Origin of the sequence: Colwellia sp. Bg11-28, from assembly GCF_002836245.1 — a bacterium.
GTDB lineage: Bacteria > Pseudomonadota > Gammaproteobacteria > Enterobacterales > Alteromonadaceae > Colwellia > Colwellia psychrerythraea_A.
Map to the genome: position 1 here is coordinate 259,808 of NZ_PJBA01000001.1, position 20,263 is coordinate 280,070.

The 20,263-nt window shown below is 38.3% G+C and carries 15 protein-coding genes and 4 tRNA genes; 3 read left to right on the forward strand and 16 right to left on the reverse strand.

The genetic code is table 11. The features are described 5' to 3' along the window. The first annotated feature begins 560 nt into the window (after positions 1-560). On the forward strand, positions 561-773 hold the full coding sequence (locus CXF79_RS01095; RefSeq protein ID WP_011041892.1) for a PA3496 family putative envelope integrity protein: 213 nt from the start codon (positions 561-563) through the stop codon (positions 771-773). Between the two features lie 110 nt (positions 774-883). Beyond that, positions 884-1,537: a pyridoxamine 5'-phosphate oxidase gene (pdxH, locus tag CXF79_RS01100; protein WP_101153577.1), complete on the forward strand. Its 654-nt coding sequence runs from the start codon at positions 884-886 to the stop codon at positions 1,535-1,537. A gap of 88 nt (positions 1,538-1,625) precedes the next feature. On the opposite strand, the gene CXF79_RS01105 is transcribed toward pdxH, so the two are convergent. From CXF79_RS01105 to CXF79_RS01185, 16 genes are all read right to left on the reverse strand, one after another. Then, positions 1,626-2,438 carry a M48 family metallopeptidase gene (locus tag CXF79_RS01105; protein ID WP_101153578.1) on the reverse strand — a complete coding sequence of 271 codons (813 nt, stop codon included), beginning with the start codon at positions 2,436-2,438 and terminating at the stop codon, positions 1,626-1,628. A gap of 175 nt (positions 2,439-2,613) precedes the next feature. After that, the gene (locus CXF79_RS01110; RefSeq protein ID WP_011041888.1) at positions 2,614-3,747 is read right to left on the reverse strand and encodes a sodium ion-translocating decarboxylase subunit beta; all 1,134 of its coding nucleotides are present in this window, start codon (positions 3,745-3,747) and stop codon (positions 2,614-2,616) included. Between the two features lie 8 nt (positions 3,748-3,755). Next, positions 3,756-5,534 carry a sodium-extruding oxaloacetate decarboxylase subunit alpha gene (oadA, locus tag CXF79_RS01115; protein WP_101153579.1) on the reverse strand — a complete coding sequence of 593 codons (1,779 nt, stop codon included), beginning with the start codon at positions 5,532-5,534 and terminating at the stop codon, positions 3,756-3,758. Between the two features lie 65 nt (positions 5,535-5,599). Next, positions 5,600-5,878, reverse strand: coding sequence for an OadG family protein (locus tag CXF79_RS01120; protein WP_011041886.1), 279 nt, complete (start codon positions 5,876-5,878; stop codon positions 5,600-5,602). A 1,258-nt stretch (positions 5,879-7,136) separates the two neighbouring features. Then, a tRNA-Arg gene (locus CXF79_RS01125) sits at positions 7,137-7,213 on the reverse strand. Between the two features lie 144 nt (positions 7,214-7,357). Next, positions 7,358-7,434, reverse strand: a tRNA-Arg gene (locus CXF79_RS01130). A gap of 65 nt (positions 7,435-7,499) precedes the next feature. Next, a tRNA-Arg gene (locus CXF79_RS01135) sits at positions 7,500-7,576 on the reverse strand. Between the two features lie 80 nt (positions 7,577-7,656). Continuing rightward, a tRNA-Ser gene (locus CXF79_RS01140) sits at positions 7,657-7,748 on the reverse strand. Between the two features lie 368 nt (positions 7,749-8,116). Continuing rightward, complete coding sequence (gene csrA, locus CXF79_RS01145; protein ID WP_011041885.1) at positions 8,117-8,314, reverse strand: carbon storage regulator CsrA; 198 nt, start codon at positions 8,312-8,314, stop codon at positions 8,117-8,119. 453 nt (positions 8,315-8,767) lie between these two features. Beyond that, positions 8,768-11,398 carry an alanine--tRNA ligase gene (gene alaS / locus CXF79_RS01150; RefSeq protein WP_101153580.1) on the reverse strand — a complete coding sequence of 877 codons (2,631 nt, stop codon included), beginning with the start codon at positions 11,396-11,398 and terminating at the stop codon, positions 8,768-8,770. A 492-nt stretch (positions 11,399-11,890) separates the two neighbouring features. Next, complete coding sequence (gene dinB, locus CXF79_RS01160) at positions 11,891-12,949, reverse strand: DNA polymerase IV (RefSeq protein WP_011041883.1); 1,059 nt, start codon at positions 12,947-12,949, stop codon at positions 11,891-11,893. A 108-nt stretch (positions 12,950-13,057) separates the two neighbouring features. Beyond that, positions 13,058-14,122, reverse strand: coding sequence for a ferrochelatase (hemH, locus tag CXF79_RS01165; protein WP_101153581.1), 1,065 nt, complete (start codon positions 14,120-14,122; stop codon positions 13,058-13,060). Positions 14,123-14,800: 678 nt separating this feature from the next. Continuing rightward, a complete protein-coding gene (gene ccmI / locus CXF79_RS01170; protein WP_101153582.1) occupies positions 14,801-16,099 on the reverse strand; it encodes a c-type cytochrome biogenesis protein CcmI in 1,299 nt (432 codons plus the stop codon). Between the two features lie 97 nt (positions 16,100-16,196). Further along, positions 16,197-16,664 carry a cytochrome c-type biogenesis protein gene (locus tag CXF79_RS01175; protein ID WP_101153583.1) on the reverse strand — a complete coding sequence of 156 codons (468 nt, stop codon included), beginning with the start codon at positions 16,662-16,664 and terminating at the stop codon, positions 16,197-16,199. 1 nt (position 16,665) lies between these two features. Then, positions 16,666-17,214 carry a DsbE family thiol:disulfide interchange protein gene (locus tag CXF79_RS01180; protein ID WP_011041879.1) on the reverse strand — a complete coding sequence of 183 codons (549 nt, stop codon included), beginning with the start codon at positions 17,212-17,214 and terminating at the stop codon, positions 16,666-16,668. Between the two features lie 2 nt (positions 17,215-17,216). Next, complete coding sequence (locus tag CXF79_RS01185) at positions 17,217-19,256, reverse strand: heme lyase CcmF/NrfE family subunit (RefSeq protein ID WP_101153695.1); 2,040 nt, start codon at positions 19,254-19,256, stop codon at positions 17,217-17,219. Positions 19,257-19,591: 335 nt separating this feature from the next. On the opposite strand from CXF79_RS01185, the gene ccmA reads away from it, so the two are divergent. After that, positions 19,592-20,251, forward strand: coding sequence for a cytochrome c biogenesis heme-transporting ATPase CcmA (gene ccmA / locus CXF79_RS01190; protein ID WP_101153584.1), 660 nt, complete (start codon positions 19,592-19,594; stop codon positions 20,249-20,251). Positions 20,252-20,263: the final 12 nt, after the last annotated feature.

Consider the following 20,263-nt stretch of genomic DNA (forward strand, 5'->3'; position numbering starts at 1 on the left):
AAACCAGTGCTTGTCACTGGTTTTTTATTGCTTATATACCCAAGCCACTTGGAAATGCAGTTTCAGAGCTAAGCTAGGGTATCAGAGCAAGGCGTGATAGGAATATAATGGTTATTCCCTTATAAAGTATTGCAACGCAGCACTGATTTTCTAGCTTAGCTCCCGTAGGGTAAAGCGATAAAGGGTTATCTCCTGCGTTATTAATTTCGATAATGGAACAACCATTACTTTCAATCAATGCCTTGAATATAACTCTTTCTCACTTTACTGAATCCTGGATTTCCAAGTGGTTTGGGTATAGATCTCCCAAGATGACTTTTCATGGCCAGATAGAGAAATTTATATTATCTAACATGTCTATATTTAAGCACGCTATAAAGGGCGAATAAGCGACTTGTATAAGCTTTATACCAACTTAGATTAAAAAAAAACTAGTCAGTAATTATTTATCATATTTTTGATATTTTTTTGTAAAGAGGCATTGAAAATAGCCATTATCTTACCTATGTTAAACAATATACTTTGAAGTATTTTATTAATTAGTAAAAAAGGTAGAGAAAATGGAAATCGATATTGATGATAACTTTCCCGACGAATCAAGTGATAGCGGTTCAGATGAAAGTACAGACAACAATAGTCTAAAGGGTACGTCTTTAGCTGAAAAGAATGCTCAAGAACAAGCCCAAAAAAATCTATTAGCGCGCAAGCGTATTGATGAATTGAGAGAGAAAAAACGCCTTAAAGACTTATTAGATGATAGTGAGGATTGGTAGGCTGTAACAAATTATAATTCATCTTGGTATTAGCTTGATATAACTTTGCAATAACGTCATTTAAGCATAGAATAACTGCATACTTTTATTTTCTATTAACTTTAAATATTATGACGTTATTTGAAAAACTGCGTTGCCTGTTTACCTTTGGTCAAGGCGTCGCTTTACCTCTTCCTGAACTCTCTTCTAACACAACGCCCGATCAAATATTTGAACAATGGTTTGCTGATGCAAATAAGTCAGGGATATTGCTACCGGAAGCTATGTCTGTCAGTAGCTGTAATAGTGACGGACAACCTAGTTCTCGCATGGTCCTACTCAAAGATTATGATAAAGAGGGGTTTGTGTTTTTTACTAATTACGAAAGCCGTAAAAGCCATGAGCTAGCTGAAAACAATAAAGTAGCCTTATTGTTTCACTGGAATGTCTTACAACGACAAATTCGTATTGAAGGTACGGTAGAAAAAGTATCTATACAAGAATCTGCTGATTACTTTCATAGTAGAGACAGAGGTAGTCAAGTTGGTGCTTGGGCATCAAAGCAAAGTCAAAAACTTAAATACGATGATGAACTCAAAGAGCGCATGAGCCATTATCAAGATAAGTTTTCAGAAGGTGAAGTACCTCATCCTGAGTTTTGGGGAGGATGGCGAGTAAAACCTCATGCTATTGAGTTTTGGCAAGGTCGAGCTAATCGTTTACATGACCGCCTATGTTTTGATAAAGATGGTGAAACATGGCTTAACCACAAATTAAATCCTTAAGGTATAACTCTACACTCTTTACGCCATAAGGATTTACAGCAATTAAAGTTAATTTACTTTAATTGCTGTAAATAACACAAATGACGGCTTACGTCTTCGGCGAAGGGATTACTTTAGGTTTTTGACAATTAGGTCTGCTATCTGCTTTATAAAGAGTCATCGCACTAGGTAAGTGTTCTGTTAGCTGGTTTATACGCGTTTTATTTGACGGATGAGTCGACATAAACTCTGCCGGAGCCCCCTTACTTAATTTCGCCATATTTTGCCAAAGCTTAATACTGGCGCTTGGTTCGAAACCAGAACGCGCCATCAGATCTTGGCCAACAATATCAGCCTCACTTTCATGAGCACGACTATAAGGCATAATAACGCCATACTGCAGTCCCAAACCTAGTCCTGCCATCCATAAGCCTTTATTTTCCACGTCTGATAGCCCAACAGCGGCGGTTGCAGCACCCATCCCCATATTTTGCAGTTTATTAGCTGATAAACGCTCATTTGAGTGATGTTCAATAACATGACCAACCTCATGTCCAATAATCGCACCCAACTGATCTTGATTTTCAGTCACATTTAAAATACCGGTGTAGACGCCAATTTTACCACTAGGTAAAGCAAAAGCATTCACTTGTGCGGAATCAAACACAACAACTTCCCAGTCACCTTGATGAACCGATTTAGCGACATTTTTAGTTATCGATTTAGCAACACATTGCACAAAGTCATTAGTCGCTTTATCTGTGCTTATAGGTGTTTTCTTTTTCATGTCTTCAAATGAAGCAGCACCCATTTTATCAAGCTCTGCATCTGAAAATAACATCACTTGTTTTCGACCAGTACTAGAACTTGTACAGGCAGTAAGCGCGATTAACGCGGTAAGCATAATGAGAGGTAGTTTCATGATTAACTTATGTAATCCTTAAATTGTTATTAACTGTATTTTATGACGATGGCTACCAATATACCAGTAAGTAATCTTCTTAGGTTTATATAAAGCTATTCAAACTTCAGGAAACAGGCATAAAAAAACCGAGCTAAGCTCGGTTTTTTAACAGTACAACTTATTCAGTTAAACGCTAACCGCCCACTAAGGCCAATAAAATACCTGCAGCTACGGCTGAACCGAGCACACCAGCCACGTTAGGGCCCATTGCATGCATTAATAAGAAGTTATGTGGATTTGCTTGCAAACCAACTTTATTAGCAACACGTGCAGCCATAGGTACTGCAGATACTCCCGCCGCACCAATTAATGGATTAATAGGGTCTTTAGAAAACTTATTCATCGTCTTGGCCATAATCACACCTGAAGCGGTACCGATTGAGAACGCTACGGCGCCCAAAGCCAAAATGCCTAAGGTTTCAACATTTAAAAAAGCATCAGCACTCAGTTTTGAACCAACACCTAAACCTAAAAAGATAGTGGTAATGTTGATAAGCTCATTTTGTGCTGTAGAACTTAAACGATCAACAACACCAGACTCTCGCATTAAGTTACCTAGACAAAACATCCCTACTAAAGGTGTTGCGGAAGGTAAAAAGAAAATAGTCATGGCTAGCACACCAATTGGGAAAACAATTTTCTCAATTTTAGTTACAGGTCGTAACTGCTTCATTTCAATTTTACGTTCTTCTTCAGTGGTCAATGCTTTCATTATTGGCGGTTGAATAATTGGAACCAATGCCATATACGAGTATGCCGCGACAGCAATAGCGCCAAGTAATTCAGGTGCTAACTTTGAAGCAAGGAAAATAGCCGTTGGACCATCAGCGCCACCAATAATTGCAATGGCAGAAGCATCTTTAAGCGTAAACTCTATACCTGGAATATAATTTAACGCTATAGCACCAAATAATGTAGCAAATATTCCAAACTGTGCCGCTGCACCTAAAAATAGTGTTTTAGGATTAGCTATAAGAGCACCAAAGTCGGTCATAGCACCAACACCCATGAAGATAATGAGTGGGAAAATTCCCGTATCAACACCAGCATAGTAGATATAATGTAACAAGCCGCCAACTTCTGAAAAGCCAGCAACAGGGATGTTAGTTAAAATCGCACCAAAACCCATAGGTAATAATAACAAAGGTTCAAAGTTACGAGCAATGGCAAGATAAAGTAAACCACAGCCAACTAGCATCATCACAACTTGGCCTAGTTCAAAATTCGCCAAGCCTGTTGATAACCATAAAGTATTTAAAGAATCCATGTTGGCCTCTAAGAAAAACTAAGTAAGGCATCACCAACGGCAACTGAGTCGCCCTCTCTGGTGAACAAAGATACTATTTCGCCAGCCGAAACTGCACGAATTTCTGTTTCCATTTTCATCGCTTCCATGATGATAACTACATCACCAGCTTCTACGTGGTCACCCTCTTGAACGATTACTTTGAAGATGTTACCTGCTAATGGCGCATTTAACGTTTCTTCAGCAGTGATAGATGCGGATTGTTTCATGGCATCATCACCAGCGGGGTGCGTAATAGCCTCAATACAGCCTCCAGCAGCGACGACAACATCATAAACCTTGCCATCGACACTTACTGCGTAACTTTCAGGAGAACACACAGGATTTGACGCTGAGCTACTTTGTGGTTTTGCACTTGCTTTTGTTGGAATAGGTTCAAAAGCACTTGGGTTGTTACGGTTTTCTAAAAACTTCAAACCTATCTGTGGGAATAATGCATAAGTTAATACATCATCAATAGTTTCATCAGCTAGATTGATATTCTTTTCTTTTGCTAAAATTTGCAATTCTGCTGAAAGTTTATCAACTTCTGGGTCGAGCAAATCAGCAGGACGACAGGTGATAGCTTCTTTGCCATCTATAACACGTGCTTGTAGTTCAGCATCAACAGGAGCTGCGGTTGCACCGTATTCACCTTTCAATACACCTGCAGTTTCTTTTGTTATAGACTTATAACGTTCACCGGTTAAGATGTTAAGTACTGCTTGTGTACCAACAATTTGCGACGTTGGCGTTACGAGTGGGATATAACCTAAATCCTTACGAACTTTAGGTATTTCAGTTAATACTTCATCGAACTTGTCTGCAGCGCCTTGTTCTTTTAACTGGTTTTCCATATTAGTTAACATGCCACCAGGAACTTGTGCTGTTAAAATACGGGCATCAACACCTTTTAAGCTACCTTCAAATTCAGCATACTTTTCTCTAACGCCACGAAAATATGCGGCAACTTCAGCCATTTTCTCAACGTTTAGACCAGATGCTCGTGGACTACCTTCCACAATAGCGGCAATTGTTTCTGTTGGCGAATGACCGTAAGTCATACTCATCGAAGAAATGGAGGTATCGATAACATCAACATCGCTATCAATAGCTTTCATTTGTGTAGCAACACTCAAACCTGTTGTTGCATGGCAATGTAAAGCAATAGGTAGAGAAACCGTTTCTTTAAGACGACTAATTAACTCTGCTGCATCATAAGGCTTCAATAAACCCGACATATCTTTAATACAAAGTGAATGAGCGCCCATATCTTCAAGCTGCTTAGCCATAGTCAACCAGCCTTCAAGTGTATGCACTGGGCTTTCGGTATAACTCAATGTACCTTGGGCATGTGCCCCAACTCTAACAGCGGCTTTAATAGAAGTTTGCAGGTTTCTAACATCGTTCATGGCATCGAAAATTCGAAAAACATCAATACCATTGATATGAGCACGTTCTACAAATTTTTCTACTACATCATCAGCATAATGGCGATAACCTAGTATATTTTGACCACGAAACAACATTTGTTGTTTGGTCTTAGGCATAGCTTTTTTAAGGGCACGAATACGTTCCCATGGATCTTCACCCAAGTAACGAATACATGAATCAAACGTTGCACCACCCCAAGATTCAATTGACCAATAACCAACCTCGTCTAGTGTTGCTGCGATAGGCAGCATATCGGCTAAACGAAGCCTAGTGGCTAAAATTGATTGATGTCCATCTCTTAAGACAACTTCGGTGATACCTAATGGCTTACTCATGTTAATGCCCTTTTATCTAACTTTTAAAATATAGTGGTGAAGAAGAGTTTCAATATTGGTCAAACTTATTTATCTTGGCTATGTTGAGCCCGATACCGTTGAACCGCCCCGCTGATTGCAGCAACAACTGCCGGTGAAATTTCACCCGTAGTTTTGCTATTACTCTTACTTTTTTTATTAGGTCGAGAATGTGGCACTACAATAGCATCTGGAAACTTTACCGCTAGTCTTGCCAACACAGTATTAATAAAGATAATTAATACACCTAGAAATGCAAACACAAATACCATTCCTGCTAACATGAGTGTTCCAGCTTCTATAAATTGCTGCTGCATATTGTCCATTTTTTATTCTCGTTCAAAAATCTTGCAATTAGAATAATCACTCCAATACCTACAATGCAAACAATTTTATGCTGTTTCATAAAAATAATTTACCGTCAACCCCCAAAACAACGAATATTCACCATAACAACAGAAATATACATGCCATTTTGCATACTTTAAATATTGTATACATTATCAAAAGCATGAATATAGGGTATCAGAAAAAGATAAGTACTGATTTTATACAATATACCTAATGTATATTTGCATTCATAAACACTGAATATACACCCAAGTATTTGGATAGTTAACCCTAAAAAACAACTGATACCGTACTGTTTATTTCATAAAGTAAGCAACTAATGCCTAAATTAAATAAGTTGAATTGAATAACCTTGATAATTGGTCGTTTCATAGCTACTTTCGTGCCAAAACACTCCTTTATTCCAGTATCCATTCGATCATAAAAATCTAATAAATAACACTGAATCTCTGGGAGTGTTCAAATAATTCTAACCAAGGTAAATAGTTTAAGCATAGTCGAAAACGTCATTCAAGAGCCATATAAAGCACTATCACTATTCATGCTGATATTACGCCTCACAATTTAATCTTTGGATGTAGGATGATCATCGTTACTATTGTCAGAGTCTTGAGGTAAGTAAAAACAATCAATAAATTAGCAAGAAATAAAATAGCCACACTTTTGGTATTAAGCTTTATACAATTGCCTTTGATAGAGCCATTGATCCCCTAGAAAACAGGAAACATTAATATGTCTCTAACTTGAGCTAATGTCAGATACGTTAGTAAACGATCCTGAGGCCGTAAATTGATTTAATCGTAGCTAGCTTGTTATTTAAAATAAAACTACGCAGTTGACTTATGTTCGCGGTATTAAAATTTAACCTTCTCTTTCATGATTGACTTTTGCTCGAGCGGTCGCTCTTAAAAAAAAGAACATTTAATATCTTTCAGGCATAAAAAAACCTACTAGAAGCTAGGTTTCTTTATATCTACCAAAGTAGAAATGTGGAGGGCGCGGCAGGAGTTGACCTTCCGACCGTATTGGGTTCCAGTCGTAGCCAACTGTCTATTCAGTAAAAGGCTATCCAGCAGAGTTATGCATGCGTCAGGAAACGTTTATTTTCAAACCTAACCTGAGCTATCCGTTATTTCAGGTTAATTCCTTCCAATAAAGGTGCTAGGACATATATTTCAGGCATAAAAAAACCTAGCAAAAGCTAGGTTTTTTATATCTACCAAAGTAGAAATGTGGTGGGCGCGGCAGGAGTCGAACCTGCGACCGCCTGGTTCGTAGCCAGGTACTCTATCCAGCTGAGCTACGCGCCCACGGTATGAAAACTTATTTATCCAGCCTTAACATAAGCTGCTTTTATTTTAGCACTCCTACTAATAAAGGAAGAGTGTTAGAATATTTCCCATAAAAAAACCTAGCAAAAGCTAGGTCATTCTATATCTACCTAAGTAGAAAAGTGGTGGGCGTGGCAGGAGTCGAACCTGCGACCGCCTGGTTCGTAGCCAGGTACTCTATCCAGCTGAGCTACACGCCCAAAGTTTAAAATTTTATCCAGCTTTAACAATAGCTGCTCTTCATTATTTTACCACTTGGAGGAAGTGGTGGGCGCGGCAGGAGTCGAACCTGCGACCGCCTGGTTCGTAGCCAGGTACTCTATCCAGCTGAGCTACGCGCCCTCATGAACTATTTTTTATATCTTAGTCTAAAGATAGCGAACTTTCGTTCTACACAACCACTATTCTTCATAAGAAGAAAATGGCGGAGAGCGAGAGATTCGAACTCTCGAACGGATTTAAAGCCGTTACTCCCTTAGCAGGGGAGCGCCTTCGGCCACTCGGCCAGCTCTCCATTTTTCTTTTACTTCTTTATTGTTGAGTACTAATGCGTATTAAATACACCTTAGATAAGAACCCTCTATCCGGTTACAAACCAGACATTCCCTTAACAGGTGAGCGTCTTCAGCCACTTGGCTGCCTCTCCAATGGGTGCGAATAATAAGGGATTCTAAAAATAAGTCAAACAATTTTTAGCATTTATTTAGTATAAATTTCTATTTGCTGACAATTCAGTCAAATATGATGTTTTTTAATCATTAACTTAACGCAAAGCTTAAAAAAACACCGCCTGAGCGGTGTTTTTTAGTCATTATATAAAGCTTTATATATAACAATGTTTCTCAGTTAGTCTAACAATCCACTTAAATGATAAGAGATTTATTAGACTTTATTACCTGAAGCTTCATTATCGCCTTTTTCGGCTTGAATGCGCATGTAAATTTCTTCACGATGTACTGAGATTTCTTTTGGTGCATTAACACCTATTCTTACCTGATTTCCTTTAACGCCCAAAACAGTCACAGTAACTTCGTCACCAATCATTAATGTTTCGCCAACGCGCCTTGTTAATATAAGCATATTTTCTTCCTTATCCTTTAAAGTGAGATCACTAAATAAATATATATAAGCTAGTAATATATTAGAGTTAGCTACTTTTTTAATCCATCCACTATAATTAATAGTCAATTTATTATAAAAAGTCATTATTCATTAAAAACACCATATCCGATGATAGTTTTCAATGAAACTTCGATTATGAGTAATAAAAGAGACTATTACTCTACTAAACGATCATATTTTAGCAATATTTCCATATCATTGAATAGCTTTATAGCTTAATTTTGCAGCCAAATCTGTGATCATTTGTAATGTTTTATGCGTTTAGATTAAATACTGACAAAGTAGAACCAATTTTCAGCGGAACGAACAGTGTTAAAACAACACAGTAAAAATGCAAAAAGGAAGCAAAATGCTTCCTTTTTAGTCTTTACGATAAATGATAACTTAACTCTTAATCATTCAAGGCCTCTTTTAAGCCAGTTTTTCTGTTAACCATGCTGAGACGCTTTCTAGTGCTGAGGTTATGTTTTCAGGCTGACTACCGCCCGCTTGCGCCATATCAGGACGACCACCACCTTTACCACCGACTTGTTGCGCAACCATATTCACAAGGTCACCCGCTTTAACTCGCCCTACCAAATCTTTAGTAACACCAGCAATTAAGCCAACTTTTGGACCATTGGCTGTAGCCAACATAATAACGCCTGACTGCATTTTGTTTTTAAGTTCATCAACCATGCCGCGTAATGCTTTACTTTCTACGCTACCTAAATCTGCAATGAGAACCTTAACACCATTAATTTCAATGGTGTTGTTTACTAAATCAGATCCTGCTTGTGCTGCTAGTTCTTGCTTAAGTTGTCCAATTTCTTTTTCAAGCTGCTTAGAACGACTAATAAGTAGCTCCACTTTGCTACTCGCATTAGTTACATCGCTTTTAACCAGTGCCGCAATAGTCGTTAAAGAAGCGGTTTGTTGATTTATAAAATCAAGTGCACCTGTCCCCGTAACAGCTTCAATACGACGAACACCTGCTGCGATACCAGATTCAGACACTATTTTTAAGAAACCGATATCACCGGTTCTATTAACATGCACACCACCACAAAGCTCTATTGAAAAATCACCGAGTGTTACTACACGAACTTCATCATCATACTTCTCACCAAAGAGAGCCATAGCGCCTTTTGCTTTAGCTTCTTCGATATACATTGATTCGGTTTGTTTTGCATGGTTGCGTCGAATTTCATTGTTAACCATTTGCTCAACATCATGTAATTCTTGAGCGGTAACGCCTTCAAAATGAGAGAAATCAAAACGTAACTTATCACTATCACATAATGACCCCTTCTGTGTAACATGCTCACCTAATACTTTGCGCAATGCTTCATGCAATAAATGTGTTGCGGTATGGTTTTTAACAATAGCCGCTCTGCGCTCAACATTAATTTCAGCTTTTACTCGACGATTCAAACCAACATCGGTATGAGCTGTACCTCTATGAGCAAAAGCATTACCTAATTTGATTGTATCTGTTACTTCAAATACTCCGCCATCAAGGTGAAGTAAGCCACTATCACCTACTTGACCGCCTGATTCAGCGTAAAATGGCGTATGATCTAATATCACAATGCCCTGTTCACCTGAGTTTAGTTGACTAACCGGGTCTTGATCTTGGCTGTTAAATAGCTCAACAACAGTCGCTGAATATGAGTCATTATCGTAGCCTTTAAAAGCTGTATTCTGGTCAGATTTAAGTTGTTGATTATAATCAGTGCCAAATTGACTTGCTTGCTGGGCACGCTCTCGCTGTTGCTTCATCGCAACATCAAAACCATCTTTATCAATTTTCAAGTTACGCTCTCGGGCAATATCTGCCGTTAAGTCGGCAGGAAAACCGTAGGTATCGTACAGCTTAAATACGTCATCACCTTTAATGATATCGCCAGATAAATTAGCTAAAATATCTTCTAATAAGATCATGCCACGATCGAGAGTTCGACCAAACTGCTCTTCTTCAATGCGTAATAGTTTTTCAATAATTGCTTGTTGCTGAGCCAACTCTGGATAGGCTTCTCCCATTTGAGCAATTAATGAGGCAACAAGTTTATGGAAGAAATGTCCTGTCGCTTCTAGTTTATGACCATGACGAATAGCACGACGAATAATGCGGCGAAGTACATAACCTCGGCCTTCATTTGACGGTACAACCCCATCAACAATTAAAAAGCTACATGAGCGAATATGGTCACCAATAACACGTAGTGATTTATGCTCAAGATCACTGCAATCAAGTAATGCAGCAGTATCTTTAATTAGTGCTTGGAAAATATCAATTTCATAGTTGCTATGCACATTTTGCATAATTGCAGAAATACGCTCTAAACCCATACCAGTATCGATAGATGGATTAGGTAACGGATCCATGCGGCCGTCACTTTGACGGTTAAACTGCATAAATACTATGTTCCATATCTCTATAAAACGGTCACCATCTTCTTCAGGCGATCCTGGAGGTCCGCCGAAGATGTCTTCCCCGTGATCATAGAATATTTCAGAACAAGGTCCACAAGGGCCTGTATCACCCATTGACCAGAAGTTGTCTGATTCATACTTTTTGTTAGCTGACTTATCACCAATACGAATTATTTTATCTTCAGGTACACCAATCTCATCTCTCCAGTAAGAGAAAGCTTCTTCATCCGTGGCATATACTGTGACTAATAACTTTTCTTTTGCTAACCCTAACTCGCCAGTTAAAAACTCCCAAGCATAACTAATTGCATCATTTTTGAAGTAATCACCAAAACTAAAGTTACCCATCATTTCGAAAAAAGTGTGATGACGTGCAGTGTAGCCAACATTTTCTAAATCGTTATGCTTACCACCGGCTCGTACACAGCGTTGTGCAGAGGTTGCTCGTGTATAACTACGTGTCTCAGCACCTAAAAAAACATCTTTAAAAGGAACCATGCCTGCATTGGTAAATAATAACGTTGCATCATTACCAGGAACAAGTGAGCTACTTTTAACTATTTGATGTTGTTTGGTGGCAAAAAAATCTAAAAATGCCTGACGGACTTCTGCGGTGCTTTTAATCATGGGATACTCTACAAATCGATTTAGGTCTATTTTAATTAGGGTCTACGTTCATTATGGCTTTAGCTTTATACCGAAAAATTTAATCACGGGAATAACCAGGGTATTATAAAAAACGAATTTTCTTAGCTTGTTCTTTTTGTGCTGCTTATTATACGCAAGCTCACCTTGAAGATACCAATCAATTTCACAACTTTCACGCAATTCTTGGATAAATGTTGTGCAGACGCCTTTTTGTTCTAGTTCATTAGCTATGTAAAGCCAACCAGAGCCTCGATTCAATTGATATCGACAGCGACTGACAACAATGCACTCATCCCTCAAATAGCCTTTTGGGCTCAAATTTCGAAAGCCGCATCAATCTCTTTCGACGAAAAATAACGCAGGGTTAGTTTTTGTAGCAATGCTAGTTTGGAATGCTCTGGTCGTTCTAATAAAATCACGGCACAATGTAGTGCCGTATTTTTCAATGCCACTCTGATCTGATAATAAGTACTATAACGAAAGAGACAACTGCTGACTTTCGCCTGGACTATCAGCAAATCCCAGTGTTAGACCAACAAGCCGTACACCGCGTTTATTTGACCGGCTATATGCCTTTGATAATAAACTGATAAAAAGGGCTTGCTGACACTCGTTGCTTTGTGTTTCTACGGTTGTTTGATTAAAATCAGTAAACTTAAGCTTCACACCTTGCCTAATGATTTCCCTATTACTGTGGGGAGCGAGTCTAGTGAGTAATTTTTGGTATAAGGAATCAATAACAAGCTTACACTCATCTTGAGTAGATATATCGTGCGCTAATGTTGTTTCGATGGCGAGAGATTTGCGTTGCCGGCTGACTTCTAAATCTCGATTATCGACACCATGTGATTTTAAGTACAAGCTATTAGCAAATTTACCGACAATATTTTGTAGCGCTCGAATATTACTTTGACGTACATCCGCACAAGTTACATAACCATGCCTGTTTAATTTTTCAAACGTTTTTGGGCCAATACCAGGTATTTTCTTTAATGAAAGTTGTTCAACAAAGTTAGCGACTTTATCTGGGGTAATAACGCATTGACCATTAGGTTTATTTTCATCACTGGCAATTTTTGCTAAAAACTTATTCGGTGCAATGCCTGCTGATGCCGTTAAATTTAATTCATTAAAGATATCAGCTCTAATTCTCTCAGCAATAAGCGTCGCACTACCCTGACACATTGTTGCATCAGTAACATCCAGATAGGCCTCATCTAAAGATAAAGGTTCAATGAGATCGGTATAACGAGAAAATATTTCTCTAATATTTTTGGAGGTTTCTTTATAAACATCCATGCGGCCATGAACAATTTTAAGGTGTGGACAAAGCTGTTTGGCTTTAATCGCTGGCATGGCTGAACGGACACCAAACTGACGAGCTTGATAATTACTAGTACATAAGACACTACGCGGGCCATCACCACCAACGGCCAATGGGATATTTTGATATTCAGGAAAATCTCGCATTTCAATAGCAGCATAAAAGCAGTCCATATCAATGTGAATTATTTTTTTCTGATTACCCATAATGCCCCTACCGCCATAAACTGTATATAAAAACAGTATACTGTTTTTATATAGCTTAGCAAGTGTGATTATTGAATTGGCGGCTGGCTAATTTTGTTCATTAAATACCTAGTTAAGGTTAGGCGAGCCCAATGTTGGCGACAATACATCAAACAAGGCATCAATATGATCATCACGATCATTTAGCGCAGCAATATAATGATAGCTTTCACCACCTGCTTCTAAGAATACTTCACTATTTTCGTGAATTAACTCTTCAAGGGTTTCAAGACAATCAGCACTAAATGCAGGGCTCATAATAGCAACGTGTTTTATACCTTGCTTAGGAAGGTTTTCCAGGGTCTCATCCGTATACGGCTTAAGCCACTCAGCCTTACCGAAACGTGATTGGAAGGTCATAATAATTTCATCATCAGTAAAACCTAAATCACTTTCAAGTAATAGCCTTTTGAGTAGTGAAGTTGTTTCCTGACAGAAGTCATAATAGGGATCTCCCCACTTATGAAATAGCTCTGGCATACCATGATATGACAACACTAAGCGCTCGGGCTTACCATGGCTTGCTACATGCTCTTCAACTGTTTCAGCTAATGCTTGTATATAGAATGGATTATTATGATAGGTATTTAAAAAGTGTATCGATGGTATATAGCGCCATTTTTGTAATTCTTTACTAACTGCATCAAAAGTGGACGCTGTCGTTGGACCTGCGTATTGGGGATATAGAGGTAACACAACAAGTTTATCAACACCTTGTTGCTGAAATTTTTGTAATACACTCGCAATTGATGGATTTCCATAACGCATGGCAAAATCAACAATAACATTGTCACCGTATTGCAATTTTATTTTCGTTGCCATTTTTTCTTTCTGTGCCGCCGTAATTGATATTAAAGGCGCGCCATCATCTTGCCAAACCGTTTGGTACAACTTGGCAGATTTTGCTGGTCTAATGCGTAAAATAATACCGTGTAAAATTAATAGCCAAATTAAGCGCGGAATTTCGACCACACGTGTATCTGATAAAAACTCTCGTAAATAACGACGTACTGCACTTGTTGTCGGCTCATCGGGTGATCCCAAATTAGTTAATAATACTGCTGTTGTTGTGCCTTTATTTTCATCAGCGGTATTATCACTATTTTGTTGACGTGCACTAAAGCGAGATTTCATTTGGCTTTTTCTTCTTATTTTAAGTTATTGAGTTTATATACCCGTTCCACTTGAAGATGCTCGTTTCAGGAAACCTGGGCGAATCATAATCAAGGCACATTTTTTGTTAATGGTATCCCCTTAGCAACAAATGTAACGACGGGTATGTTTTGCTCAGTTTTCCCCAAAGGGCTGGTTTATAAACGCTTTATACTGCGTTATTGATTGCGACAATAGAATAACTATTCTCTTCAATCAATGCCTTGCCTAAAGGCGTTTATCATTCCAGCTGAATCCTGCATCTTCAAGTGGAGCGTGTATATAATACCCATCGGACTCATTTATCGATCACTTAACGAGAATTAAAAGTCTTAGTGGCAAGGCATTAGTCAAATAGAGTGGTTATTCAGGAAAAGTATGCCCCTGTATTTTCTTATAAGCTGCATCCATTCAGCACCTTGATCAAAATAGGTAACGCCGATATAAGCTGTTTATACTCGACTTTTCAAGATCATTAACAAACTAAGGATATTACAAAAAAATTAAATATAGAAAACTATATTTAATTTTATGTTTGTTTCAAACTCGTTACTGGAGCTCTCAATTGGTCAATAGATGAATTCGTTTGATATAACCGTATTAACAACCAAGATGCTGATTTCAAGCATTTTCAATGGTAACAGGTATTATCAGTACGAGTTACTCAACCAGTTGATTCACAACCAATTCAAGTGTTTCACTGCGATTAACATCTATACCAAGCGCTTGAGCTTTATAGTCACCTGATTTAATGCCAACACCACCTTGCATTGAGACAATGGCATATACGTGTACTTTATCTACACTACTTAAGTTATTTTCACTGCTCATCGCTTGACTATTATTCAACACAACGATAGTAGGTAAATCACTAGCTTTCATCTTAACCGCAGCAAGAGGCATACGCTGACCATTAGTCGGTACCGCATATATAAAGACTACGCGGTCTTCACCTTGCGCTAATTGCTTAGCAATATCATCTGATAAACGAACACTCACTTTTAATTGAGGTCCTGCTGCATCTGCTGGGTTATCAGCAGAACTACTTACTGACTGTTCTGCTGAGCTACTTGCTGAGACACCGAGTCGATTATTAGCTTCTGCAACCGCTTCTTTTAATGCGGTAATATTGACGCCTTGATTATTTGCATCAATAACACGCTGCCAGTGGATTACCGCTTGTTGGTAATTTTCACCAATAAAGTTATGCATGCCTAATAAAATATTGGTTGATGGATCATCTATATCAAGGGCTAATGCCTTATCAATATATTCTTGTACTTGGTCACTGATTTGTTGATTATTTTTATAATAAAGCGCTTGTGCAATAGCGCCTAAAATATCAGCGTGCTCCCCTTCAATTTTAATCACTCTAGTAAATGCAATAACTGCTTCATCGAAGCCGCCGACTGCAACATAAGTTTGCCCTAGGTTATACCAGGCTTCACTATCTTCAGGGTTTGATTCAATATGTTTTTGCAGTTTTTCAATATGTGCCATAGCATCAGTTTCACGCTGTTTTAGCATTTCTTCTTGTGATTTAGCTTCTTGCTGCCCATGCCCTGCTGGTAACTCAGTAAGAATTTTATAACTGCCTTGCTTGTTATAAAGTGCCACAGAAAAAATGATAATAAAGACACTTAACCCTAGTGGCCAAAGAGGAGAATACGGCTTAACTACAGTAGTGGTAACTTTGTCTTCAGTCGAAGTAGTATCAATATCTTGCAATAAGGTATTATCAAGTTCAGCTAACAGGTACTGATAGTTTTCCTCATCAATGCCTCCTTCGCCGTAGTCTTTTTCTATTTCTTTTTTGTGCTCATGATATAGGCGTATATTGGTTTCATCACGCAAACTGCTATCGACACGAACATCTTGTGTTTTCTGTTTAAAGAAAGGTCGCCATACAATCAATAATAATAAAATTAAAAATATAAGGCCTATTACTAAAAATTCCATAATGCTATCTACTACTTCTTTTAATTTATCGAGTGGTAATACCAATCAGACTTATTTATTATCACTGAGTGAGAATTAATGAATCCGTTTGCTATACCTATTTATTGTTTGTTAAGTTTTTAAGCTTTTCTTTTTGCTCTGAGGATAAAGCCAAGACTTTTTTATCCACTGGTTTTCGGCGAACAATAACAATAACCACAATAATACCTAACAAAATTAACACTGCTGGACCAAACCATAAAATGTAAGTCAACTCAGAGACTCTCGGTCGATATAAAACAAATTCACCATAGCGGTCGACCATAAAGTTAACAATTTCACTATCGGCTTTACCTTGTTGCAATAACTCGTATAGCTCTCGACGCAAATCAGCTGCAATGGGTGAGTTAGAGTCAGCTAAGTTTTGGTTTTGACACTTAGGACATCGTAATTCTTTACTTAATGCTTGGAAGCGAATTTTAGTCACTTCATCATTAAATTCATAAGTTTCTACTGGGCTAGCCGAAGCTACATTAGCACCAAATGTGAACGCCAATATGAGTATAAATATGCTGAATAGACGCATGTTATTTCCCCTGCTTTTTTTCTTCAATTAGCTGAGCAATTAATGGCTCAAATTCACGTCGCCATACGCGTGTATCAATAGCACCAGCAAAACGTTTACGAATAATACCGTGATGATCAATAACGAACGTTTCTGGCGCACCATAAACACCGAGATCTAAACCTAAGGTCCCTTCTTCATCAAAAATTGAAAACATATAAGGGTCTTCATAGTTTTGCAGCCATTTCTGTGCGGCAACACGCTCATCTTTATAGTTCAAGCCATACAATTTAACTTGAGGGTCTTTTGCAATATCAACTAAATACGGGTGTTCATACTTACACGTAGGACACCAGGTAGCCCAAACATTAACTAAAACAATATCACCAAGAAGATCTGCTTGAGTGACCATTTGTTCACTGTTATTAAGTGTTTGCAGAGCAAAAGCTGGCATAGTCTTGCCAACAAGTGCCGACGGCATATCCTGTGGGTTAAGTGATAAGCCACGATACAATACAACACCTAAGGCGATGACTAATATCAAAGGTAAAAAGCGAATTAGCTTACCCATTACTATATCTCCGATGCTTTTGGCGTATTCGTTGGCGTTGCAGCCACTGTGTTTGTCAACGAGTCAGCAACAACTGGAGACTTAACAACTACAGTTTTTTTACGGCGATAGCGTTTATCAAGCATTGATAAAATACCACCTGCGCCCATGAAAATTGCACCTAACCAGATCCAACGAACAAATGGTTTATAATGTACTCGAATTGCCCACGCACCACCGGGTAATGGATCACCTAAAGCGACATATACGTCACGGAACAAACCAGGATCAATTCCGGCTTCAGTCATTCCCATCGTTTGTACACGGTAAGTGCGACGTTCCGGTTTGAGTAAACTAACGAATTCACTTTCGTTCGGGCCAGTAACTTTATAGATATTAATTTGTCCTTGCTCGGCACTGTAATTAGGGCCTTCAACATGTTTAATGCCTTTAAACTCAATTTGGTAACCTGAAATAGTTACTCTTTCGTTTAACGCCATTTTTACATTGGTTTCGCTTTCATACATTGAAACGATGGTAACGCCAACAATAGTGATAGCAATACCAGCATGGGCTGTGGCCATGCCTATATGGCTTGTCGTTAATTTTCCTACTGTTTGAAATTGATTTTTAACTTCTTTAACAACTACTAAGAAAACCCAAGTCGCTAACGTAATACCCATGGCAACCAAAGCATTGAACTCGCCACCATAAATCACAGGAAACAATAAACCAAAAGCAATACTAAATACCGATGAACTTAAAAGTCTTTTACGTAACTCGCCTTGTTTCGCTTTTTTCCAACGAATCAAAGGCCCTATTCCCATAATGATAAATAGAATACTCATGATAGGAACAAAAACGGCATTAAAATACGGAGGACCCACTGATATTTTCCCGTAACCTAACGCATCAACTAATAATGGATATAGAGTGCCTAAAAGAACGGTTACCGCTGCAACAACCAAAATAACGTTACACAATAATAGTGCCGTTTCACGTGAATAAAATGCGAAGCGAGAAAAGCTCGCCACAGTACTAGCTCTAAAGGCGTATAACGTTAAAGAGCCGCCTATAGCAATAGCAAGAATCACAAGTATAAAGATACCGCGAGAAGGATCAGCAGCGAAAGAATGTACCGAAGTAATCACCCCTGAACGTACTAAGAAGGTACCTAATAAACTTAAACCAAAAGCAAATATTGCCAGTAAAATAGTCCAGTTTCTAAAAGTGCCACGTTTTTCTGTAACCGCTAAAGAATGGATCAGAGCAGTACCGACCAGCCAAGGCATAAAGGATGCATTTTCAACAGGATCCCAGAACCACCAACCGCCCCAGCCAAGTTCATAATATGCCCACCAGCTACCTAGCGCTATACCTAATGTTAAACACACCCACGCTCCGACAGTCCAAGGACGAGACCAGCGAGCCCATGCTGCATCCATTTTACCCGCCATTAAAGCAGCAACAGCAAACGCAAAAGCAACAGCAAAACCAACATAACCAAGATATAACAATGGTGGATGAATAATTAAGCCAATATCTTGTAATAATGGGTTTAAATCACGACCTTCCATCGGCACATTCGGCCATAAACGGTCAAATGGATTGGAGGTTAATAAAGTAAAAGCGATAAATCCGATAGCAATCATGCCCATGACAGCTAAAACACGGGAAATAAACTCTTCTTCAATACCTTTTGAAAAACGCGCAACGGCGGCAGTCCATGCAGTTAATGAGAACACCCACAACAATAATGAGCCTTCATGACCGCCCCAAACGGCGCTTATTTTAAAATAATAAGGTAAATGGGTATTTGAGTGACCGGCGATGTACTTAATAGAAAAATCATCAACGACAAAACTATAGGCAAGAATGACAAGACTAATACCAGTGAAAAAAAACATACCGTAAGCAAGTGGTCTAGCATAGGTCATGAGTTTCTTTAATGAACTCTGCTCCGGACTATGAACACCGATTAACGGAATTAAAGTTAAGCAAATAGCAAATGCTAAAGCAATTATAAGGGCTAAGTGACCGAGTTCAGGTATAAGCTCAGGCATTTGTGTTGCTACCATATCGGGTATCATTGGGTTCTCCGCTCTACTTCAAAAAACAATTAACCATGAGTAATTAGTAAACAATACTAATTAGGCTAAAAATTATCGCGTCATACTAACATTTTATCGGTTCAAATATTAATGTAAATTAACGACTCAAGTTGTTTCATAATGTTACAAGTTTCTTGGGCTATGTTAATGTTGGCTATGGTATTATATCACCCAAAGTGATTATACGATCCATATCAAGAATTACTCGACAAACATACGCTAGAATTCAGCCTCCTAGCTTGGTGTTATAGACTTTAACAAAACGTTGATAAAGAATAGTGAATACATTGTCCAAAAAAAACTCAACTCCCTTGATCAGTGCAGTAAACCTCACCTGTATTCGAGAAGAACGCTTATTATTTGATGAGTTGTCACTGAAAATAAATGCCGGTGACATAGTGCAAGTTGAGGGCCCTAATGGCTCTGGAAAAACCAGTTTATTACGTATTTTATCGGGTCTCTCTCAACCCTATGATGGTCAAATATTATACAGAGAGCAACTCATAAGTCACTGTCGAGAAGAATTTCATCAAAATTTACTTTATTTTGGCCATTTATCTGGTGTAAAAGGTGAAATGACCGCAGAAGAAAATCTTGATTTTAATTTGGCATTACATGGTAACAAAACCCAAGAGAGCTTATCTTATTTAGCAAAGGTAAACCTTTCAGGCTTTGAAGAGTGTTTGGCATCACATTTAAGTGCTGGCCAGCATAGACGTATAGCATTAGCACGTTTATATCAAAGTAATGTGCCTATTTGGATTTTAGATGAGCCCTTTACTGCCATAGATAAACAAGGCGTTGCTAGTTTAGAGCGACTGTTTTCTTTGCATGCTGAGCGTGGTGGTTGTGTTATTTTAACCACACACCAAGATTTAATTAGCATAAAGCCTGAACAAATCAAAAAAATCACTCTAGATTACAGCTATGATAGTGCTGTTGATTAATATGCATTCCTT